General features: G+C 55.1%; 16 protein-coding genes and 1 CRISPR repeat array. Of the genes, 9 read left to right on the forward strand and 7 right to left on the reverse strand.

Annotation, left to right across the window (positions count from 1 at the left end):
• Positions 1-22: 22 nt before the first annotated feature.
• From V1566_RS10305 to cas6f, 7 genes are all read left to right on the forward strand, one after another.
• Complete coding sequence (locus V1566_RS10305; protein ID WP_395305790.1) at positions 23-472, forward strand: hypothetical protein; 450 nt, start codon at positions 23-25, stop codon at positions 470-472.
• A gap of 479 nt (positions 473-951) precedes the next feature.
• On the forward strand, positions 952-1935 hold the full coding sequence (gene cas1f, locus V1566_RS10310) for a type I-F CRISPR-associated endonuclease Cas1f (protein WP_395305791.1): 984 nt from the start codon (positions 952-954) through the stop codon (positions 1933-1935).
• Positions 1932-5162 (forward strand): type I-F CRISPR-associated helicase Cas3f, encoded by a 3231-nt coding sequence (gene cas3f, locus V1566_RS10315; RefSeq protein WP_395305792.1) that lies wholly within the window; start codon positions 1932-1934, stop codon positions 5160-5162. The genes cas1f and cas3f overlap by 4 nt, the downstream gene beginning before the upstream one ends.
• 16 nt (positions 5163-5178) lie before the next feature.
• Entirely contained in the window at positions 5179-6489 is a 1311-nt protein-coding gene (gene csy1 / locus V1566_RS10320) for a type I-F CRISPR-associated protein Csy1 (protein ID WP_395305793.1), read from the forward strand.
• Positions 6486-7421 (forward strand): type I-F CRISPR-associated protein Csy2, encoded by a 936-nt coding sequence (gene csy2, locus V1566_RS10325; protein WP_395305794.1) that lies wholly within the window; start codon positions 6486-6488, stop codon positions 7419-7421. The genes csy1 and csy2 overlap by 4 nt, the downstream gene beginning before the upstream one ends.
• A gap of 13 nt (positions 7422-7434) precedes the next feature.
• Positions 7435-8433: a type I-F CRISPR-associated protein Csy3 gene (gene csy3, locus V1566_RS10330; RefSeq protein ID WP_395305795.1), complete on the forward strand. Its 999-nt coding sequence runs from the start codon at positions 7435-7437 to the stop codon at positions 8431-8433.
• Between the two features lie 9 nt (positions 8434-8442).
• Positions 8443-8997, forward strand: a complete 555-nt coding sequence (cas6f, locus tag V1566_RS10335; protein ID WP_395305796.1) for a type I-F CRISPR-associated endoribonuclease Cas6/Csy4 — start codon at positions 8443-8445, stop codon at positions 8995-8997.
• 21 nt (positions 8998-9018) lie between these two features.
• Here cas6f and V1566_RS10340 read toward each other — a convergent pair whose 3' ends face one another.
• The 7 genes from V1566_RS10340 to trxB all read right to left on the reverse strand — a co-directional run bounded on the left by V1566_RS10340 (position 9019) and on the right by trxB (position 17029).
• Positions 9019-9492, reverse strand: coding sequence for an RES family NAD+ phosphorylase (locus V1566_RS10340; protein WP_395305797.1), 474 nt, complete (start codon positions 9490-9492; stop codon positions 9019-9021).
• The gene (locus V1566_RS10345; RefSeq protein ID WP_395305798.1) at positions 9489-9932 is read right to left on the reverse strand and encodes an antitoxin Xre/MbcA/ParS toxin-binding domain-containing protein; all 444 of its coding nucleotides are present in this window, start codon (positions 9930-9932) and stop codon (positions 9489-9491) included. Before V1566_RS10345 ends, V1566_RS10340 begins: the two co-directional genes overlap by 4 nt.
• A gap of 232 nt (positions 9933-10164) precedes the next feature.
• A CRISPR array of direct repeats spans positions 10165-11034; the repeat unit is 28 nt; unit sequence GTGCACTGCCGTACAGGCAGCTTAGAAA.
• A 171-nt stretch (positions 11035-11205) separates the two neighbouring features.
• Positions 11206-11424: a translation initiation factor IF-1 gene (infA, locus tag V1566_RS10350; protein WP_002211347.1), complete on the reverse strand. Its 219-nt coding sequence runs from the start codon at positions 11422-11424 to the stop codon at positions 11206-11208.
• Positions 11425-11708: 284 nt separating this feature from the next.
• Complete coding sequence (gene aat, locus V1566_RS10355; protein WP_395305799.1) at positions 11709-12413, reverse strand: leucyl/phenylalanyl-tRNA--protein transferase; 705 nt, start codon at positions 12411-12413, stop codon at positions 11709-11711.
• Positions 12414-12458: 45 nt separating this feature from the next.
• Positions 12459-14180, reverse strand: a complete 1722-nt coding sequence (gene cydC, locus V1566_RS10360; RefSeq protein ID WP_395305800.1) for a cysteine/glutathione ABC transporter ATP-binding protein/permease CydC — start codon at positions 14178-14180, stop codon at positions 12459-12461.
• Positions 14180-15946 (reverse strand): cysteine/glutathione ABC transporter permease/ATP-binding protein CydD, encoded by a 1767-nt coding sequence (cydD, locus tag V1566_RS10365; RefSeq protein WP_395305801.1) that lies wholly within the window; start codon positions 15944-15946, stop codon positions 14180-14182. The genes cydC and cydD overlap by 1 nt, the downstream gene beginning before the upstream one ends.
• 114 nt (positions 15947-16060) lie before the next feature.
• A complete protein-coding gene (trxB, locus tag V1566_RS10370; protein ID WP_032638969.1) occupies positions 16061-17029 on the reverse strand; it encodes a thioredoxin-disulfide reductase in 969 nt (322 codons plus the stop codon).
• A 544-nt stretch (positions 17030-17573) separates the two neighbouring features.
• On the opposite strand from trxB, the gene lrp reads away from it, so the two are divergent.
• Both lrp and V1566_RS10380 read left to right on the forward strand, forming a co-directional pair.
• Entirely contained in the window at positions 17574-18068 is a 495-nt protein-coding gene (gene lrp, locus V1566_RS10375; RefSeq protein ID WP_002439523.1) for a leucine-responsive transcriptional regulator Lrp, read from the forward strand.
• Between the two features lie 135 nt (positions 18069-18203).
• Positions 18204-21884, forward strand: a complete 3681-nt coding sequence (locus V1566_RS10380) for a DNA translocase FtsK 4TM domain-containing protein (protein WP_395305802.1) — start codon at positions 18204-18206, stop codon at positions 21882-21884.
• Positions 21885-21931: the final 47 nt, after the last annotated feature.

Here is a 21931-nt window from a genome sequence, read left to right on the forward strand (position 1 = left end):
CATCAAAAACAAGGGGGATTATATGAAATTTCAATGGGTTGTCATGTCAACTATTCTTTTTTTTCCATTCGTTGGCAATGCGGTTGAAATACCTATTATGGGGGGGCTTAAAGCCGAAAGTCATCAGATTTGTGGGAAAAACATTGATGTTGAAGTTATTATGCTTGAAAACCACTCTACATTGATCGGCCTGGAGAATAAACAAACACATAATCTAGATCTATTTCTCACATCCGAGCAATCTTCCGAGGGAATGAATTATGCGAAATTCATTCCCGCTAGATATGATAACCTGTCAAAGAGTTTTGTTGCCCGCGAAGATAATGAAATTGATATTGTCTGGGGGAGCTCAAAAAATGATAAGGATGAGGTTTCATTTAGCCTTGCCCTTGGTCCTCAGACATATTCGTGTAGCCCGCTCCAGAAGTGGCCCAGTGAAAAAGCCAATGAAATTTATGGTGAGGCCCCCTGACTCTTTTTATGCTTACAGGCGCTTTTTTAAGCGTCTGTATCAATGACCCCTTTCTGAATCGGGCAGGGAAGAGAAGTTGCGTAATTTACTTCCTGACATTAAGATGAGCGACGTTCTTCCTGCTTCACTGCTGTACAGGCAGTTTAGAAAAACTCGACTGCGAATTTTTCCGCAATAAAACGTTAACTGCCGTACAGGCAGCACTTCCCCTCTTTTTAGTAAATATTCGCTATGTCAATTTTATAATTGAAAGTATTCAAATTCTCACTTTTTTTCAAATGTACAAACAAAAATATTCGCGGGCAAATTATATTATTACGCATATATCATTGGTGTAAATAATAAGTGAAGGGATAGAGTTATTTTTTTATCTCAATTACAACTGTAATTAGTATTCATTTGATACCTGTCACATTTTTGTTCATCTTGCCTCCGATAACATGCAATGTATACAACACCTTGAAATAAAAGCCCTTGCCATGTCCGTAAACTGCATCACTCCAACAGACTTAAAAACCATCCTACATTCAAAACGCGCCAATATTTATTATCTGGAGAAATGCCGCATCCAGGTAAATGGTGGACGCGTTGAATATGTCACCCAGGAAGGCAAAGAGTCGTTTTACTGGAATATTCCCATCGCCAATACCACAGCGGTGATGCTGGGAATGGGAACATCCGTTACGCAAATGGCGATGCGGGAATTTGCGCGGGCAGGCGTGATGGTCGGCTTTTGCGGAACGGACGGCACGCCGCTTTATTCTGCGAACGAGGTGGATATCGACGTCTCATGGCTTTGCCCGCAAAGCGAATATCGTCCGACGGCGTATTTACAAAACTGGGTCTCATTCTGGTTTGATGAAGAGAAACGTCTGCAGGCGGCAAAGCAGTTTCAGTTTATTCGTTTGCAGCAAATCGAAAAGCAGTGGGCAGGGCTGCGGATGCAGCGAGAAACGTCTTTTCAGCCCCATCGGGACGCGCTGGAAACTATTCTGGAGCGTGCGAAGCAGGGTATGGAAAAAGCGCAGGATCACACCTCGCTGATGCTCAAGGAAGCACAGCTCACAAAATCGCTCTACAAGCTGACCAGCCAGACGGTGGGTTACGGCACCTTTACCCGCGCCAAACGGGGAGGAGGTGCGGACATGGCGAACCGTTTTCTCGATCAGGGCAACTATCTGGCCTACGGGCTGGCGGCTGTCGCGGCCTGGGTGACGGGCATTCCTCATGGCCTGGCCGTCATGCACGGAAAAACCCGACGCGGCGGGCTGGTTTTTGATATTGCCGATTTAATCAAAGACGCCCTCGTTATGCCGCAGGCCTTTATTGCGGCTATGGAGGGTGAGGATAATCAACAGTTTCGTCAGCGCTGCATCAACGCGTTTCAACAGGCTGATGCGCTGGACGTGATGATTACTACCTTGCAGGAAACATCAGACTCGCTGGCGAGCGTCGCAAAATGAATGTGCTGATTATCTCCCGATGTACCAAACGTGCGCGCGAGCAAAGCTGTCAGATTATCGATCAGTTCGCAGAGCGTACGGGTGACGCGGCGTGGCAGACGACAATTACGATGGAAGGTGCCATCACGCTGCGCAAGCTGCTGCGTAAAACGGCACGTCGTAACACGGCCGTGGCCTGCCACTGGCTGAAAAAAAACGGTCAAACCGAACTGTTGTGGATAGTCGGGAATTTGCGTCGCTTTAACGCGCAGGGGCGCGTGCCAACAAATCGCACGACCCTGCAAATTATCCGTAATGACAGCGAACACCGCTGGCAAAGTGCGGAAAGCATCGCCCTGCTGGCGGCAATTGCCGGGCTGTTTCATGATTTTGGTAAAGCGGGGATGTGCTTCCAGCAGACGCTTAAGGGGGAATGTCATCGCCTTTGCCAGCCGTATCGCCATGAGTGGATCTCGGTTCGTCTGTTCGAGGCGTTTGTAGGGGAACGAACCGATGAGCAGTGGCTGACATCCCTCACTCAGCTAAAAGCCGCTGATGAAAAGGCCATGCTGAAAGCGCTGAAGATGGATACGGACAAGAACTGCAGCCTTTTGGGGAAACTCCCACCTCTGGCTAAAGTGGTGGCATGGCTGATGTTATCGCATCACCGTTTACCGCAGTCGCATTCGACACGTCCTCAGTTGATTTACTGCGAAGGCTGGTTTGAGAAACAGCTGAACGCAGACTGGAACTCGCTTAATCATAAATCCACCGAAAAACATCAGTGGAAAGAGCTAGATTTTAAAAACGTCTGGAAATTCCCCCAGGGTACGCCGCTAAAAAGTAAAACCTGGCGCGAGAAGGCCCGACAGATTGGTAAACGCATCCGGAACCTGCCCGCACTGCTTCAGGCTGGATCGCTGGATAATCTTTTTACCCTCCATCTCGCTCGCCTGTCGCTGATACTGGCCGATCACGTTTACTCCTCTCAACCCGCGTATGCCGGGTGGCAGGATGATGCCGTCCAGTGCTGGGCCAACAGCGACCGCCAGTCCGGGCAGCTCAGGCAAAAGCTGGATGAGCACAATGTCGGCGTCGCGCATCTGGCGCTGTTGATGGGGCGTTCTCTTCCGGCGTTGCGCCGTTCATTACCCGCCATCGCCCGGCATAAAACGTTTCGGGAAAGGGCGAAAGAAGAGCGTTTTTCCTGGCAAAACGACGCGTGGGACGTTGCGTCTTCCCTGCGCGAGAAGAGTGCCGAGCAGGGCTTCTTCGGCATCAATATGGCCTCGACCGGATGCGGTAAAACCTTTGCTAACGCCCGGATTATGTACGCTCTGGCAGATGAGCAGGCAGGGTGTCGTTTCAGCGTGGCGCTGGGGTTACGCACGTTGACACTGCAGACGGGTCAGGCTTTGCAGTCGCGCCTGGGGCTGGATGACGACACGCTGGCCGTCGTGACCGGTGCCGCAGCAGTGAAAGAGTTATATCAGGGGAATGATGCTGAAGATACCAGCAGTGCCAGCGACGAAACGTTCTTCGCCAGCCATCACTACGTACATTACGAAGGGGCGACCAGTAGCGGTATCGCCCAGCAGTGGCTGGCGAAAGAACCGACGCTTAATCGCCTGGTCAGTGCCCCGGTGCTGGTGACAACCATCGATCACCTGATGCCTGCAACAGAAGGCGTGCGCGGCGGCAGGCAGATCCCCGCTATGCTGCGTCTGTTGACCAGCGATCTGGTCTTTGATGAGCCTGATGACTTTGACGTTGATGATTTGCACGCCCTTTGTCGGCAGGTGAACTGGGCCGGAATGCTCGGCTCCCGCGTGCTGCTGTCCTCCGCAACGTTACCTCCCGCGTTAACGGAAGCGCTGTTTGAAGCCTATCGGGAAGGGCGCAGAGCCTGGCAGGCCGCGTGCGGTCAGTCAGACAGACCGATGAGTATCTGCTGCGCCTGGTTTGATGAGTATGGCGCGCAGTCGCAGGAAGTGGCCGACGATGCTCAATTCCGTCAGGCGCATGGCGATTTTGTCAGGCAGCGTATTAAACGTCTGCCAAAGCAGCCCCGGCTTCGTCTGAGTAAACTGGCCACCGTGGAGTCGCACGCTTCCTGTACTGCCGACGTTGTCTCTGCACTGGCGCAGACGTTGCACCAGCAAACAATTGCGTTGCACGGCCATCATCACAGCACGCATAAAAGCGGCAAAACCGTGTCATTTGGTCTGGTGAGGATGGCGAACATCAACCCGCTGGTTGCCGTCGCGCAGGCGCTGATGGCATTACCTTCTCCGGACAATTACCGCATTCATTATTGCGTGTACCACAGCCAGCACCCGCTGGCGGTGCGTGCGGCGATTGAAAAACGGCTCGACGCGGCGTTCACGCGGCACAAACCGGAGTGGGTCTGGCAGTTGCCTGACGTTAAGCAGGCGCTGACGTCACCGGAACAGCATCATCTCTTTGTCGTGTTCGGAACATCCGTTCTCGAAGTCGGTCGCGATTTTGATGCCGACTGGGGGATTATCGAACCGAGCTCAATGCGTTCGCTTATTCAGTTTGCGGGGCGTATTCAGCGCCATCGTCAGATCGTTCCTGAGAGCGAAAACCTGGTGATTCTGGAACGTAACGTTCGCGCGCTTCGCGGAGAAAAGATCGCCTACTGCCGACCCGGTTTTGAAACTGAGCATCACCTTTTGCCTCACCACTATCTCCAGGATCTGCTCAGCGAAGAGTGCTATCGCACGCTGAATGCGATCCCGCGCATCGTTGAAAACCTGCCCGGCAACGCGCTGGCGACGCTGGAGCATACCCGTTTGCGTGCCGCGCTGCTGGATGGCGGTGATAAGTCAGATGTTGTAGCCGCGTCGTGGTGGCGTTTGCCGCTGACGTGGAACGGTGAGTTGCAGCGGCGGACGCCGTTTCGCCGCGCTTCACCGCAGGAAACTTTCTTTTTGAGTATGGAAGAGGAAGGCGATGAACCCGAGTTTTGCCTGATGCAGGAAAACGGGGTGTTAAAACCTGCGGGAGGATTTTGCGAACAGGCGTTATCCATGGCCGACGGCGTAGAGCCGTGGATTGCAATTGATTATGCCGAGGTATTACAGGCGCTGGCCGAGATGAAGCAGATGGAGCTGGACGCGGTGTCGCGTCGGTATGGCGAAATGACGTTAAGAGTCAGCAGGGAGGAAGAAACAGAGCAATGGCTGTATCACCCGATATTGGGTGTGTTCAGGGAATATCTATAAAGAGCCAGGAGCGAGTATGTCAGTTGAAGCCCTAAGCGCTTTCATCGCTGAGTACATTGCCGGACGACGGCAAACAAAGCTGGAAGCATTTGATAAAGAGGCCGCAAAGCGCAGCGATACAGATAGCGCAGCGCTTGCGGCAGAACGCCGGGAACTGGAGCTTCGCTATGAGCCGAAAGCGTGGCTGACGGATGCCGCGAAGCGAGCCGGACAAATTAACCTCGTGACCCATGCGGCGAAATTTACCCACGGGGATTCAAAAAATAGCAGTATCTACAGCGAGGCAGTGGCGCAGGAAGGGTATCTCAGCACCGCTGCGTTGTCAGGTCTGGAACCGGATGCCGTGGGAAACGCCGCTGCGCTGGACGTCGCGAAATTGCTGCAAACACGTGTTAACGGTGGTGATTCTCTACTGGCGAGCCTGAAACGTGGCGATCGCGCTGCGCTGGCCGCTTTTACCGATGACGCCAGTCAACTGAGCGAATGGATTGCTGGATTTTCCCGTGCGTTGACGCCCGGCGAACCCGCTTCGCACAAGCTGGCGAAACAGAATTATTTTACGGTTGATGATGATTACCATCTGTTAAGCCCGCTGTTTGCCACCTCTCTTGTTCACGCCATACATCAGAAAATGATTGCCTTCCGTTTTGGCGATGAGGTTAAAGCCATCTGGAAAGCCAGGCGCGAGAAAACCTGGCATCCCACTCCGCTGACGTTATTTCCGGATTCAGCGGAAATACACTTTGGTGGCACTAAACCGCAAAACATTTCCTATCTCAATAGCGTACGCGGCGGACGGAGCTGGTTACTTTCCAGTCAGCCACCGCAGTGGAAAAGGGCAGAAAAGCCGCCTGCGAGTTTACGTTCTGTTTTCGCCTCGGGTGGGCAATTTGACCGCCGTGCGAAGAGTCACATTCAGCTTCTGGTTTCCTTACTGACGAAAACGGGTGATTACACCAATTTTCGTATTCGTGAAGCCCGCGATGGTTACATCAATATGATTATCGATCTGCTGTTTGATATCGCATCTGAATTTCAACGTGAAACCGCGCAGAACTGGACGCTCAACTGTCCCGATCTGAAACCTCATCAACAGCTCTGGCTCGATCCCTTGCGCACAAAAACAGACGAACCATTCCGTCTTGAACGAGAAAAAGACGACTGGCAGGACGCTGTGGCCGAAGATTTTGCCCTGTGGCTGAATGCCCGTCTGCGCAAGTCGATGCCGGATTTAGGTGCTGTGGAAAAAGGTGAATGGGAAACCCGCGAACGTTTACGGGCCAACCTCCGCGAGATGGAAATAATTATCCAGGAGGCGCTGAAATGAGCTCACTTATCCTGCTTCGCCGTATGAGAGTCGAAAACGCCAACGCGATTGCTGGCTTGACCTGGGGTTTTCCCGCCATCACCCATTTCCTGGGATTTTCCCATGTGCTGTCCCGCAGGTTGACGGAAACGCACGAGCTGCGCATCGATGGCTGTGCTGTCGTCAGCCATGAGCAGCAGAACCATGCGCACACGTCCGGCCGCGATTATCAATTTGCCCTGACCCGCAATCCACTTACTCGGGACGCGAAAACGGCCTCCTTTAACGAAGAGGGGCGCATGCACATGACGGTTTCACTGCTGTTGGAGTGTCACGGGGAAATCTCCAACGGTGAGTATGGGCAGCGTGACCTGGCCGAGTTTTTGTCTCAGGTGTGCCCGACGCTCCGACTGGCCGGGGGAATTATCGTCGATATCCAGGATATTTCGGTCATGGAGATGCCTGCCAGCGCTCAGGAGATGGGCCGATTACAGTGGCAACTGATGCCGGGCTTTGCCCTGCGCGATCGCAGTAGCTGGCTGTGCGAACATCATCAAACGCTTCTTGAAAACGATCCTAACGCTACGCTGCTTGACGCCTGGCTGGATTTTGCTGCTCTAAAAATACAGGCCGAAACGCCGGAAGACGGCAACATACGCGAAGGAGAACCGGCAAACTGGCACGTTGTTCCCAAACCCAACACCGGTTATTTGGTGCCGTTGATGACGGGTTATCAGCGCATCTCTGAACTTTACGCGCCGGGCGTCGTGGCAAACGCGCGCGATGCAGTAACGCCCTTTGCGTTTACCGAAGCGGTGTATGGCGTGGGCGAGTGGTGCGGTCTGCACCGGATTCGGTCACTGGAAGAGATTTTCTGGCGTTATCGGACAACGGAAACGGGCTATTACTGTCAGGGTGCGGGCGCGCCGGTGACAACTGAACATCATAATTAAAAAGGATTTATCTATGGCAAAGGCTCCAACGGCCGTTAAAACGGCTTCCGTACTGGCATTTGAACGTAAGCTGGCAACCTCGGATGCAGTGATGTATTCCGGAAGCTGGGAGGGCAAGCAGTGGCAACCGATCCGTATACAGGAAAAAGCGGTGCGTGGCACTATTTCTAACCGTCTGAAAAATGCGCTCACCAACGATCCGGCGAAACTGGATGCTGAAATCCAGAAAGCCAACCTGCAGCGTGTGGATGTGGCGGCGCTACCTGCCGATGCAGACACCCTGAAAGTGAAATTTACCCTGCGCGTGCAGGGAAACCTGTCGACGCCTTCTGTGTGTAACGATCGTGCCTATCAGGATCAACTTCAGCAGGTTATCGATGGCTATATCAATGAACACGGTTTTGCCGAACTGGCGCGCCGTTACGCAACCAACCTGGCGAACGGTCGTTTTTTATGGCGCAACCGCGTCGGAGCAGAAAAAATTATCGTGAACGTGACGGGCAGTAAGTCGTGGACGTTTGATGCGTACAATTATGCGCTGCGAGATTTTTCTGCCAGCGATGAGAGCCTAAACGCACTGGCGCAGGAAATCGAAAAAGGGCTTAGCGGTGAAGGATTTGTTCTCCTGAACGTCGAAGCGAAGGTGCTGCTCGGTGCCGGGCAGGAGATCTTCCCCTCGCAGGAGTTGGTTCTGGACAGCAACAGCAGCAAGAGCCGCCTGTTGTATCAGGTTGACAGCGTTGCGGGCATGCACTCGCAGAAAATCGGGAATGCCATTCGAACTATCGATACCTGGTATCCTCAGGTAGATGCGCTGGGCGCTATCGCCGTTGAGCCGTACGGCTCAGTCACCAGTCGCGGAGTGGCTTGTCGTCAGCCGAAAGAGAAAATGGACTTCTATACCTTGCTGGATAACTGGGTGACGAAAGGCCAAAAGCCTGACGTTGAACAGCAGCATTACGTGATGGCCGTCCTGATCCGTGGCGGCGTCTTCGGTGAGAAGGGCGAGTAAGGAGTGGTTATGGATCACTATCTTGAGATCCGCGTTCTGCCCGACCCGGAGTTCAGCGAGGAGATGCTGATGGCTGCGCTGGTGGCTAAACTGCATCGTGCGCTGGGCCAGCGGGGGCAGGGGGATATTGGTATCAGCTTCCCTGCACATGGCATTAAGCCAGGTGCGGTGTTACGCCTGCACGGTACTCAAACGGCGTTAAGCGAACTCGAATCACTCATATGGCGAAAAGGGTTGAGCGACTACTGCATGTCCTCAGCCATCCAGCCCGTGCCTGTTGTCAACCAGTGGCGCTGCGTGAGCCGCGTCCAGGTGAAAAGCAGCGCGCAGAGGCTCATGCGACGTTCGGTTAAAAAAGGATGGATAACAGAGGAGGAGGCGAAACAACGTCTTCTGACGATGCAGGAAGCGAGGACGGATTTACCCTGGCTTAACCTGCGCAGCCTCTCTACGGGCCAGTCTTTTAAGCTCTTCATTCGCCATGGTGATTTGCTCTCTGCGCCTGTCTCCGGGATGTTTACGACCTACGGACTCAGCGCGACGGCGACGGTTCCCTGGTTCTGAGACGCATAGCCGCATCCGCGTTCAGGGTGCGGTTTTTTCAGCCAGGCGGGTATCAAAAATAAAGGGCAGTTGCTGAACTGAATTGAGCGCCGTGTGGAATGCCGGATGTAAGGGGTTAAGGATGGCGTTGTTTTCATAAGGAATGATGCAGGAAGGTAAGATAAGCGCGAGGGCACTGTTAGCCTGTAACCATCCGGTACCCAGATCCATCGTTGATACCGGCGCCGGATTTTCCTGCCAGTCCTCGGGGAGCCACGCTTTATCCAGGTAATCAATCTGGTCATCCGGGATATCAATGCTGAAAAGCTGGTACTGATTCAACACGGTATCTTTTCGAACGTGCACCAAAATCTCCAGTGAGGCCAGTGAAATGGAGGTGGATACATAAACAGCTGGATGGCCTTTATGGTTCCAGCGTCCGCCATACTGGTTTGCACCACTTCCACTCCACGCTTCGCTGGCATAGCGTCCCGTTACCAGTCGATAAAAAATCATGCGAATACGCCGTGTTCGAGTCGACCAATCAAGTCGGTGACTTCCAGTGCACCGGTTTCTGTAGCGATCAGGTCGACAGGGGCAACATTTCCAAGCCCGCGCACCGGTGCCTGCAGCCAGTTCCATGCCTCTTCTTTATTGCCAAAATAGTCGACGGCAGCATCCAGTACTCGAACGAAACGGGCCACGCGTTCGCTTTCATCCGGCGTCAGCGTCCGTCCCGCGCTTTTACGGCGGGCTACGTTACGTTCGTTAATTCCGGTGACGCGTAAAATGTCCGCTTTCGACATTGCGGTCCACTCATGAATATTGTCGAGGACGCTGACGGGTAATCCCTGATTAAGAAATTCAATCAGCCGCATACCTCTGTTTGCAGGTAAACCGGCGTACCGCCAAAGCGCGTTATCAGCAGGTTTCTGCGCGGGGATCCATGTTCTCATGTTACCTCCTGAGTAATGTCATTTGTCATGGTTAAGTATAGTCATTTGTCAGAGGGAGTGAAATGGTTGTTTTGTATGCAAGTGGAAAAGAGGGGCATTTGACCCTAATTTTTAGTGAACTTGTAATCTATTGATTTTAAATGGATATTTTGGGTGGGTAAAAAAGAGGGTAAGAGAAGGGTTTTTAGCTTTTTTTGTATGAAAATCATAATGCTATGGGGATATTATTCCAGTGCACTGCCGTACAGGCAGCTTAGAAATTCGCCCTGAATATCTCCACGCACCAGCGCACGTGCACTGCCGTACAGGCAGCTTAGAAAATGAAGGATTACGGCATAACCGCACCGCTTGATGTGCACTGCCGTACAGGCAGCTTAGAAATGCATAGCCATTCGCAGCTGCGGTCCTCGTGAGTGCACTGCCGTACAGGCAGCTTAGAAAAGAGCGTATGCAAGCCCTTCGATCTGCTCATCGTGCACTGCCGTACAGGCAGCTTAGAAAGGATTTACTTCAGCAAAGCGCAACTCGAAAATGTGCACTGCCGTACAGGCAGCTTAGAAAGTTGAAATCAGCACGGAACTTGCCGTTTAGGGGTGCACTGCCGTACAGGCAGCTTAGAAAAGTGGTATGCGGGAAACACCCCTCCGCCTGGGGTGCACTGCCGTACAGGCAGCTTAGAAATGTCGCTGGGCCTGAAAGTCTGGGAAAAAGGCGTGCACTGCCGTACAGGCAGCTTAGAAAGCACCGCAAAAGATATCCTGGTCGCTGTCTACGTGCACTGCCGTACAGGCAGCTTAGAAATGTTGCGGGTTAACTTCCATGCGGCGGGCGAATGTGCACTGCCGTACAGGCAGCTTAGAAAAGAACAGCTGAGGGGAATTTTTCTATCTCAGCGTGCACTGCCGTACAGGCAGCTTAGAAATCTTCCAGGGCGTAAAAGTAACGATGAACGGTGTGCACTGCCGTACAGGCAGCTTAGAAAAACAGGGAAGTCACCTCGACGGCGCATTGATGGTGCACTGCCGTACAGGCAGTTTAGAAATGTCCGATGTGTCCCGATACGGCGACGTTCAGGTGCACTGCCGCACACGCAGCTTAGCAAAATAGAAAATAAGGTCTCACCCCTCTGACTCTCTGTACTGTCGAACAGACAGCTCTAAAGCAGAAACAAAATCCAAATAATTGTTCAAATAATCAACTGCGCCACAAAAAAATAAGGCCGGGAAAATCCCGGCCTTATTTAATATTCATCTGCCATTACAGGCGAAAACAATTAGCGACTACGGAAGACAATGCGGCCTTTGCTCAGGTCGTACGGGGTCAGTTCAACAGTCACTTTGTCGCCCGTCAAAATGCGGATGTAGTTTTTGCGCATTTTACCGGAGATGTGCGCAGTTACCACGTGACCGTTTTCCAGCTCTACGCGAAACATGGTATTAGGCAACGTATCAAGTACGGTACCCTGCATTTCAATATTGTCTTCTTTGGCCATCTAATCCTCTGGGGTATCACTACCAAGTTTTGAACCGGCAAGATAATGCCGAAATTCATCAATTAAGTAAAGAATTGCGCGATTAAAACGCAGCAAAACAGTTTCGGCGCATTGCCCAAGCGTCACGGTACAACCGAACAGGAAGCGCATTCGTAAAGGGGAGACGACAGGATAAACGTCAGGACGTTATCTGAAGCGAGGGTCCCAAACGGCGGCGGGGCAACAGGCAGAAGCTACTCTGCGGCATAATTATAACACCCTCACAAAAAATATGCGGAAAACATTTAGGCATTGGGCATAAAGAGCGTTCTCGGTATCCAGAAGTCGCGCGGGAGCTTCTCCTGACGGCTGGCGTCCAGCTGTTCAATGTACTGGCGTCGCGGGATTTCAACAGCACCCAGGGAGGCCGTATGCTCGTTGAGCACCTGACAATCGAGCAGGCGTCCGCCGCGCTGGGCAAACGCCTCGCAGAAGACCAGCAGCGCGGTTTTCGAGGCGTTAACCGCACGAGAGAACATCGACTCGCCGCAAAACAGCGTCCCCTGCGCCACGCCGTACATGCCGCCGACGAGTGCTCCGCCTTCCCACACCTCGATCGAGTGGGCGTAGCCAAGCTCGTGGAGCTGGTGGTAGGCGGTAATGATATCGCGGGTTATCCATGTCCCTTCATAGCGGTCTTCAGCACAGCCTTCAATGACCTGACCAAAGGCGTGGTTGAGGGTGACGCGGTAGGGTGATTTCGCATGGAAACGCTTCATGCTGCGGCTCACGTGAAACTGCGCTGGCCACAGCACGGCACGCGGATCGGGGGACCACCATAAAATCGGATCGCCGGGGGAAAACCAGGGGAAAATACCGCGCTGGTACGCCATTAGTAGTCGAGCGGGACTGAGGTCACCACCGAGGGCCAGCAGCCCGTTGGGCTCACGCAGCGCCCCTTCCGGAGAAGGGAACGCGATGTTATGACGAGAAAGCTGGACCAGGCGCATGACAGCAAAACTCCAGTACGCGAGTGAGGACGCTACAAATATAGTCTACAGACGCTGTTTAAACTGGTAGTAGCGACCCTGTTTTGCCAACAGTTCTGTGTGATTACCTTGCTCAATAATGTGCCCGTTGTCCATCACAATTATCCGATCAAAGCTCGCCAGTCCGCGCAGGCGGTGCGTGACCATCAGCACGGTTTTGCCGGTCATAACATTCGCCATTAAATCAAGTATTTGGCTCTCGGTCGTGGCGTCCAGCCCTTCGGTGGGCTCGTCGAGCAGCATCAGCGGCGCATCGTGCAGCAGCGCGCGCGCAATGGCCAGACGGCGCAGCTCACCGCCGGAGAGCTGACGACCACCTTCGCCCAGCCAACTGTTCAATCCCTCGTCCTCAAGCAGCTTTTGCAGTCCGACCTGCTCCAGCACGGCGCGAAGCGCATCATCAGAGGCCTCTGGCGCGGCCAGCAGCAGGTTATCGCGCAGCGTGGCGCTAAACAGATGCACGCGCTGTGGAACGACGCTCACGGTCTTGCGCAGGGCCTGTTCGCTGAAATCAGTCAGCAATGTACTATTAAAACGAATATGACCGCGCTGCGGATCCCAGGCGCGGGTCAGCAACTGCAGCAGGGTCGATTTACCGCAGCCGGTACGGCCGAGGATCGCAATCCGCTGACCTGCCTTAACAGAAAGGTTGATACCGTCCAGCGCGTTCTGCGCCTGCTTGTCGTAGGCGAAGGTGACATCTTCAAGCGTTAGCGCAACCTGCTCTGGTACCGCAGTTTGCCCGGCACTGAACGTAACTTCGGGCTCCTGCTCCGCAATCTGGGTGATACGCAGGGCAGAGGCGATGACCTGACCCAGATGCTGGAAGGCGCCCGTCACCGGGGCCAGCGCTTCAAACGCCGCCAGCGCGCAGAAGACGAAAAGGGCAATAAGAGGACCCGGCTGTGAATTTCCCCCGACATCGCCGGAGGCCAGCCACAGCATGGCAATCACCGCCACGCCGCCGATTAACATCATCAGCGCCTGAGAGAAGGCCGTCAGCTCCGACTGGCGGCGCTGGGCTTCATGCCAGTTCAGCTCCGTACTTTCCATCCGGGCACGGTAGCGCTTGCTGGCGCCAAAAATCGTCAGCTCTGCCTGCCCCTGAAGCCAGGAGGTTAGCTGCTGGCGATAATCCCCGCGCAGACGCGTCAGGTTTTCTCCGGTGGATTTCCCGGCGCGATAAAACAGCGGCGGCAGAATGATCAGCGTCAGCAGCATGATCCCGCCTAGCGTCAGCGCAACGGAAACATCCAGAACAGACAGCCCCAGCGTGACCACCACAATCACCACAAACGCGCCCACGATTGGGGAGATCACGCGCAGGTACAGGTGATCCAGCGTGTCGACATCCGCAACGACACGGTTGAGTAGCTCACCCTGACGAAAACGCGCCAGCCCGGCAGGGGAGAGGGGCAGCAGCTTGCTGAAAGTGTAGATGCGCAGGTGCTGCAGCACGCGGAAAGTGGCGTCGTGGCTGACCAGCCGTTCGAAATAGCGTCCGGCAGTACGGGTGATGGCGGTACCGCGAACACCGGCAGCCGGGAGCATATAGTTGAAGCTGTACAGCCCGGCTACGCCCGCGACGGCCGAGGCCGACAGGAACCAGCCGGAAAGCGTGAGCAGGCCGATGCTGGCGAGCAGCGTGACAATCGCCAGCACAATCCCCAGCGTCAGCATCCATTTGTGGCGTTTATAGAGCGCAAGATAAGGCAGCAGTGCACGCATCAGATGTCCTCCTGACGGTTCGCCAGCAGGGCGGCAAACGGTCCCTGCGCGGCAACGAGAGAGGCGTAATCGCCTTGCTCAACAAGACGGCCGTTCTCCATGACCCAGATCTGGTCCCAGTCGGCAATGCCTTCCAGCTGATGGGTGACCATCAGGGTGGTTTGCTGCCGGGAGGCGGCGTTCAGGGCCTCCATTACGCGCTGCTCGCTGTGGGCATCCAGGCTGGCGGCGGGCTCATCCAGCAGCATCAGCTGGCATGGGTTAAGCAGCGCGCGGGCAACCGCCACACGCTGCGCCTGTCCGACCGACAGCCCGGCGGACTGGTCGCCGACCACGGTATCTACACCTTGCGGGAGCAGCGGCAGAAACTCGCTGACCCAGGCGCGGTCGAGAACCGATTGCAGTTCATCTTCACGCGCATCCGGGCGCGCCAGCAGAACGTTTTCACGCAGCGTAGAGGCTGGAAGCTGCGGGTTTTGGCCCACCCAGCTGAGCTGTTTACGCCAGGCGTCAGGATCGAGGTTGCGCAGTTCGGTATTGTTGATCCGCAGTGAACCCGTGTAGGCCATAAAACCGGATAGCGCATTCAGCAGAGAGCTTTTCCCGGAACCGCTGGTGCCGACGAGCACCACGCGTTGTCCGGCAGGCAAGGTAAAGTTCAGCGGACCCGCGAGCACTTTACCTTCGGGTGACAGAATGGAAAAGTCCTGCGCTTCAATGGTCACGGGGTCTTTAGCATTCAGCGTCACGTCACCGCGCTCCGGGTGTGCCAGCGGCGTTTCCAGGAATGTTTTCAGGCTATCGGCTGCGCCAACCGCCTGCGCTTTGGCGTGATAGAAGGTACCCAGATCGCGAAGCGGCTGGAAAAACTCCGGGGCCAGGATCAGCGCCAGGAACCCGGCGGAAAGGGTCACCGCCGTGCCGTAATGGCCGAAATCCAGAGCGCCGAGGTAGGAGAAGCCAAAGTAGACCGCCACGAGGGCAATCGACAGTGAGGTAAAGAATTCCAGTACGCCGGAAGACAAGAAGGCGAGGCGTAACACTTCCATGGTGCGCTGACGGAAGTCCTGCGATGCCTGGCGAATGCTTTCGGTCTCCGCTTCACCGCGGCCAAAAATGCGTAACGTCTCCATGCCGCGCAGACGATCGAGGAAATGGCCGCTCAGGCGACCCAGTGCCAGGAAGTTACGGCGGTTGGCATCCGCTGCCCCCATGCCGACCAGCGCCATAAACAGCGGGATCAGCGGGGCGGTGCCCATCAGAATCAGCGCAGCCATCCAGTTCACCGGGAAGATGGCGATCACGATCAGCAGCGGAACGAAGACGGCAAGGGCCATCTGCGGCAGATAGCGCGCATAGTAGTCGTGCATATCGTCAATCTGCTCAAGGATCAGCGTCGCCCAGCTACCGGCCGGTTTACCCTGGATCCACGCGGGCCCGGCTTCCTGAAGCCTGTCGAGCACCTGACGGCGGATCTCGTAGCGGATGTGCTGTCCGGCGTGAAAACCGACGCGCTCACGCAGCCACACCACCCAGGCGCGCAGAATAAAAATCAGGATCAGGACAATAAAGGGCAGCAGAAGTGCTTCGCGCGGGATGTTCTCCATGATCATGTGATTAAGAATGCGGGCCAGCAGCCATGCCTGGGCAACAATCAACAGACCGCTAACGAACCCCAGGAGACGGGAAATCGTAAGCCAGCGGCGGGAAATAACGCTTTGCTGTTTCAGCCAGCGTGTTAACTCTTGTTGACGGGTTTTTTCCATTGCGTACTTTGCAGGTGACGTTATTAGAAATTGGGCAGCGCAATGTTACAACGGGGAGACAATAAAGGCGACTTATCGCCGCCTTTATTTACGTTTGTTACTGACTTGTAAAGATTATTTACCTTGTTCGGCCAGTCCATCGAGATAGCGTTCAGCGTCCAGCGCGGCCATACAGCCGGTGCCCGCAGAGGTAATCGCCTGACGATAAATGTGATCCATCACGTCGCCAGCCGCGAACACGCCCGGGATGCTGGTCTGGGTCGCGTTACCGTGAATGCCGGACTGCACTTTGATGTAGCCGTTTTCCAGTTCCAGCTGACCGTCGAAGATTGCGGTGTTCGGGCTGTGACCGATCGCCACAAACAGACCTGCCACTTCCAGCGTTTCGACGTTATCGGTGTTCTGGGTATCACGGATACGCAGACCGGCAACGCCCATCTGGTCGCCCGTCACCTCTTCCAGGGTACGGTTGGTGTGCAGCACGATGTTGCCGCTTGCCACTTTATCCATCAGACGTTTGATCAGGATCTTCTCCGCGCGGAAGGTTTCGCGACGGTGGATCAGGTGCACTTCAGAGGCAATGTTCGCCAGGTAGAGCGCTTCTTCCACTGCGGTGTTGCCGCCGCCGATGACCGCGACTTTCTGATTGCGGTAGAAGAAACCGTCGCAGGTTGCACAGGCAGAGACGCCGCGGCCTTTGAACGCTTCTTCGGATGGTAAACCGAGGTAACGGGCAGAGGCGCCGGTGGCGATGATCAGTGCGTCACAGGTGTATTCGCCGCTGTCGCCCGTCAGGCGGAACGGACGGTTCTGCAGATCGACCTTATTGATGTGGTCGAACAGAATTTCGGTTTCGAATTTGGCGGCATGCTCGTGCATACGTTCCATCAGCAGCGGCCCGGTCAGGTCGTTCGGGTCCCCTGGCCAGTTTTCCACTTCGGTGGTGGTGGTCAGCTGACCGCCTTTTTCCATACCGGTAATGAGTACCGGGTGCAGGTTAGCGCGTGCAGCATAGACCGCTGCGGTATATCCCGCAGGTCCAGAACCAAGGATTAGCAGCTTACTGTGTTTGGCCGTGCCCATGAGATCCCCATTGTTGTTGGCAGACATTTGGCTGGATTGTAGGGAATTTGTTGTCGTAAAAAAAGAGCGCAGCAATTTTGATATCAATCTGTGTAATAGCCACGGACGATGAATGGCGCGCTATAACATCACGCTTTCTCCTGAAAACTGCTCGTTTGTAAGGCAATAAAATGAGGATTAATACCCTGCCGTAATGAATATCCGGCATGTTGTACTAAAAAACGATGTTTTGCTTTGACAATCCCCTGCGCTTTTGCGAAAACATTCAAGGAAGAAAAAAAACCGCGTTAACCGTATGCCGCATAGGCATGCACGTAAATGCCATTTTTACCGGGTCAGTGAAATCTACGCATGGCGTGGACAGACGCCATACGTGATGTCGGTGACTGCCTTCGGGCAACGGTCTTCTTACCAACAGAACCCGAATCCGCATCGCGTCTAATACAAAACCAGGCGATGTGATGACTAACGGGTACAGGCTCTGAACAGTGATGTGCACAGGGTCCAGGCAGGAGTAGGGAAGGAATACAGAGAGACAATAATAATGGTAGATAGCAAGAAGCGCCCTGGCAAAGATCTCGACCGTATCGATCGTAACATTCTTAATGAATTGCAAAAGGATGGGCGTATTTCCAACGTCGAGCTTTCAAAACGTGTGGGACTTTCCCCGACGCCGTGCCTTGAGCGTGTGCGCCGACTGGAAAGACAGGGTTTTATTCAGGGCTATACGGCTCTGCTGAACCCGCATTATCTGGATGCCTCACTTCTGGTATTTGTTGAGATTACTCTGAATCGTGGTGCGCCGGATGTGTTTGAGCAATTTAACTCCGCTGTACAAAAACTTGAAGAAATTCAAGAGTGTCATCTGGTGTCCGGTGATTTCGACTACCTGTTGAAAACCCGTGTGCCTGATATGTCCGCCTACCGTAAGCTGCTGGGGGAAACCCTGCTGCGTCTGCCAGGCGTGAACGACACCCGTACATATGTGGTGATGGAAGAGGTCAAACAGAGCAATCGTCTGGTTATTAAGACGCGCTAACACGGAACAGGTGCAAAATCAGCGTAGTTTGATTACACTCCTGTTAATCCATACAGCAACAGTGCCGGGGAGTCCCGGCGCTGTTGTCCGTTTTAGCAAACAGGCAGGATATGCCTGATACCTGGAGAGCCTTTCTTGAGCCAGGAATACACTGAAGACAAAGAAGTCACACTATCGAAGCTAAGCAGCGGACGTCGTCTCCTCGAGGCTTTGCTGATTGTTATTGCCCTTTTTGCCGTCTGGCTGATGGCAGCCTTACTCAGTTTCAACCCCTCAGATCCCAGCTGGTCACAAACGGCATGGCATGAGCCTATCCATAATTTAGGCGGTGTCCCCGGTGCCTGGCTTGCGGACACGCTGTTTTTCATTTTCGGTGTGATGGCCTACACCCTTCCCGTCATTATCATTGGCGGATGCTGGTTTGCGTGGCGTCATCGTCAAAACGATGATTACATCGACTATTTCGCCGTGTCGCTGCGCCTGATTGGCGCACTGGCGCTGATCCTCACCTCGTGTGGGCTGGCAGCGATAAATGCGGATGATATCTGGTATTTCGCCTCGGGCGGGGTGATCGGCAGTTTGTTGAGCTCTGCGCTGCAGCCTATGCTGCACAGCAGCGGCGGCACGCTGGCGCTGCTTTGCATCTGGGCGGCCGGGCTGACGTTGTTTACCGGCTGGTCCTGGGTGAGCATTGCCGAGAAAATCGGCAGTTTTATCCTCACCATTCTGACCTTCGCCAGCAACCGTACCCGTCGTGACGATACGTGGGTTGATGAAGACGAGTACGAAGATGAAGAGGAAGATGAGGCACCTGTGCAGCGTCGCGAGTCTCGTCGTGCGCGTATTCTGCGCGGCGCGCTGGCGCGTCGTCAGCGTGTTGCTGAGAAATTTGCCAACCCGCTGGGCCGTAAAACCGATGCGGCGCTTTTCTCCGGTAAACGCATGGATGAAGACGAGCAGGTGGCGTATCGCGCGGCGGGTGTTGCCGTCGATCCTGACGATGTGCTCTTCTCCGGCAGCCGGGCCACGCCGGGTGACTTCGACGAATACGATCCGCTGTTAAATGGCCACTCGGTTACCGAACCGGTTGCGGCGGCGGCAGCCGCGACGACCGCTGCGCAGGCGTTTGCCGCGCCTGTCGATGCCGTGATGCCATCCGCGCCGGTTTCGCCGCCGGAGTCCGTTATTCAGCAGCCTCAGGTTGACTGGCAGACGGCGCCGGGCGTTCACACGCCTGAGCCCGTTATCGCGCCTGAACCTGAAAGCTACATCCCTGTGCAGCAGGAGCAGTGGCAGCAGCCGTATCAGCCGCCGCAGCCTGCGTATGAACCGCAAGATTACCCGCACTATGAACAGCCTGTGGCCCAACCTTATCAGGAGTATGTGCCTGAACCGGTTGAACCTGTGCAGCCTTATGTTGAGCCGCAGCCTGAACCTGAAATCGTGGAAGAGGTAAAACCCTCTCGTCCACCTATGTACTACTTTGAAGAAGTTGAAGAGCGTCGTGCACGTGAACGCGAGCAGCTGGCGGCCTGGTACCAGCCTGTGCCTGAACCGGTGCAGGAGCCGGTGACGAAAGCGCCTTCTGTTTCCGTTCCACCGATGGACCCGACGCCTGCAGTCGCACCCGTAGCGGAAAGCGTGAAGCAGGCTACCGCGGCCGCTGCCGTGGCTGCACCTGTCTTTAGCCTGGCAACAGGGGGCGCCGCGCCACGTCCTCAGGTGAAGGAGGGGATTGGTCCGCAACTGCCGCGTCCTAACCGCGTTCGCGTTCCAACCCGCCGTGAGCTTGCCTCTTATGGTATCAAGCTGCCTTCCCAGCGTATGGCTGAAGAGAAAGCGCGCGAGCCTGAGTACGAAGATGACGTTGATGAAATACAGCAGGACGAGCTGGCCCGCCAGTTCGCTGCGCAGCAGAATCAACGCTACGGTGAGGAATACCAGCACGATGAACCGGTGCTGGAAGACGAAGAGGACGCGGCTGAAGCAGAACTGGCGCGCCAGTTTGCCGCCACCCAGCAGCAGCGCTATTCCGGTGAACAACCAGCTGGTGCAAATCCGTTCTCGCTGTCTGATTTTGAATTCTCGCCGATGAAGGATCTGGTGGATGATGGCCCGAGCGAGCCTTTATTTACCCCGAGCGTGATGCCGGAAGCAGAGCCTGTGCGCCAGCAGCCAGCACCACAGGCCTACGCGCAGCCGCATCAACCTGTTCAGCAACCGCAGCAGCCACCACAGCCGCCGCAGTTCCAGCAGCCTGCGCCTCAGCCGCAGGAGAGCCTGATTCACCCGCTGCTGATGCGTAACGGTGACAGCCGTCCGCTGCAGCGACCAAGCACGCCGCTGCCGTCTCTGGATCTGTTAACGCCGCCGCCGTCAGAAGTGGAACCGGTCGATACCTTCGCGCTCGAACAAATGGCGCGTCTGGTGGAAGCCCGTCTGGCTGACTTCCGCATCAAGGCGGACGTGGTGAACTACTCGCCGGGTCCTGTTATCACACGATTTGAACTGAATCTGGCGCCTGGCGTTAAAGCCGCGCGAATTTCCAACCTGTCCCGCGACCTGGCGCGTTCTCTGTCGACCGTTGCGGTGCGTGTGGTGGAAGTGATCCCAGGCAAGCCGTACGTTGGGCTTGAGCTGCCGAACAAGAAACGTCAGACCGTCTACCTGCGTGAAGTGCTGGATAACACCAAGTTCCGCGATAACCCATCCCCGCTGACCGTGGTGCTGGGTAAAGATATCGCGGGCGATCCGGTGGTGGCAGATCTCGCGAAAATGCCTCACCTGCTGGTCGCGGGTACTACCGGCTCCGGTAAGTCTGTCGGCGTGAACGCCATGATCCTTAGCATGCTTTATAAAGCGCAGCCGGAAGATGTCCGTTTCATCATGATCGACCCGAAAATGCTCGAACTGTCGGTCTACGAAGGCATCCCGCATCTGCTGACTGAAGTGGTCACCGACATGAAAGACGCCGCCAACGCCCTGCGCTGGAGCGTCAATGAGATGGAACGCCGCTATAAGCTGATGTCTGCGCTGGGCGTGCGTAACCTGGCCGGTTATAACGAAAAAATCGCTCAGGCGGTGCGCATGGGACGTCCGATTCCGGATCCTTACTGGAAGCCGGGTGACAGCATGGATGCCCAGCATCCGGTGCTGGAAAAACTGCCTTATATTGTCGTGCTGGTCGATGAATTCGCTGACCTGATGATGACCGTCGGTAAGAAAGTGGAAGAGCTGATTGCCCGTCTGGCGCAGAAAGCGCGTGCGGCCGGTATTCACCTTGTGCTGGCGACCCAGCGTCCTTCCGTGGACGTTATTACTGGTCTTATCAAAGCGAACATCCCGACGCGTATCGCCTTTACCGTATCAAGTAAAATTGACTCCCGTACCATTCTTGATCAGGGCGGCGCAGAGTCGCTGCTGGGTATGGGTGACATGCTCTATTCCGGCCCGAACTCCACCTCTCCGGTGCGTGTCCACGGTGCGTTCGTCCGCGATGAGGAAGTTCACGCCGTCGTGCAGGACTGGAAAGCGCGCGGTCGTCCACAATATGTTGACGGCATCACCAGCGATACGGAAAGCGAAGGCGGCGGCGGTGGCTTCGACGGCGGCGAAGAGCTGGATCCGTTATTCGATCAGGCGGTTAACTTCGTTACCGAAAAACGCAAAGCGTCCATCTCTGGCGTGCAGCGCCAGTTCCGCATCGGCTATAACCGCGCGGCGCGTATCATCGAGCAGATGGAAGCGCAGGGCATTGTGAGCGAGCAGGGGCATAACGGTAACCGTGAGGTGCTGGCACCGCCGCCGTTTGATTAACCTTCAGCGATTGCAAAGAAGGGTAAATCAGCCAAAATTAAGCATTT

Origin of the sequence: Enterobacter sp. ECC-019, from assembly GCF_043974075.1 — a bacterium.
GTDB lineage: Bacteria > Pseudomonadota > Gammaproteobacteria > Enterobacterales > Enterobacteriaceae > Enterobacter > Enterobacter asburiae_D.

Bases quoted from the DNA above. Each gene is read 5' to 3' on its own strand.
- V1566_RS10305 (WP_395305790.1), top strand. From the start codon at position 23: ATGAAATTTCAATGGGTTGTCATGTCAACTATTCTTTTTTTTCCATTC.
- cas1f (WP_395305791.1), top strand. From the start codon at position 952: ATGTCCGTAAACTGCATCACTCCAACAGACTTAAAAACCATCCTACAT.
- cas3f (WP_395305792.1), top strand. From the start codon at position 1,932: ATGAATGTGCTGATTATCTCCCGATGTACCAAACGTGCGCGCGAGCAA.
- csy1 (WP_395305793.1), top strand. From the start codon at position 5,179: ATGTCAGTTGAAGCCCTAAGCGCTTTCATCGCTGAGTACATTGCCGGA.
- csy2 (WP_395305794.1), top strand. From the start codon at position 6,486: ATGAGCTCACTTATCCTGCTTCGCCGTATGAGAGTCGAAAACGCCAAC.
- csy3 (WP_395305795.1), top strand. From the start codon at position 7,435: ATGGCAAAGGCTCCAACGGCCGTTAAAACGGCTTCCGTACTGGCATTT.
- cas6f (WP_395305796.1), top strand. From the start codon at position 8,443: ATGGATCACTATCTTGAGATCCGCGTTCTGCCCGACCCGGAGTTCAGC.
- V1566_RS10340 (WP_395305797.1), bottom strand. From the start codon at position 9,492: ATGATTTTTTATCGACTGGTAACGGGACGCTATGCCAGCGAAGCGTGG.
- V1566_RS10345 (WP_395305798.1), bottom strand. From the start codon at position 9,932: ATGAGAACATGGATCCCCGCGCAGAAACCTGCTGATAACGCGCTTTGG.
- infA (WP_002211347.1), bottom strand. From the start codon at position 11,424: ATGGCCAAAGAAGACAATATTGAAATGCAGGGTACCGTACTTGATACG.
- aat (WP_395305799.1), bottom strand. From the start codon at position 12,413: ATGCGCCTGGTCCAGCTTTCTCGTCATAACATCGCGTTCCCTTCTCCG.
- cydC (WP_395305800.1), bottom strand. From the start codon at position 14,180: ATGCGTGCACTGCTGCCTTATCTTGCGCTCTATAAACGCCACAAATGG.
- cydD (WP_395305801.1), bottom strand. From the start codon at position 15,946: ATGGAAAAAACCCGTCAACAAGAGTTAACACGCTGGCTGAAACAGCAA.
- trxB (WP_032638969.1), bottom strand. From the start codon at position 17,029: ATGGGCACGGCCAAACACAGTAAGCTGCTAATCCTTGGTTCTGGACCT.
- lrp (WP_002439523.1), top strand. From the start codon at position 17,574: ATGGTAGATAGCAAGAAGCGCCCTGGCAAAGATCTCGACCGTATCGAT.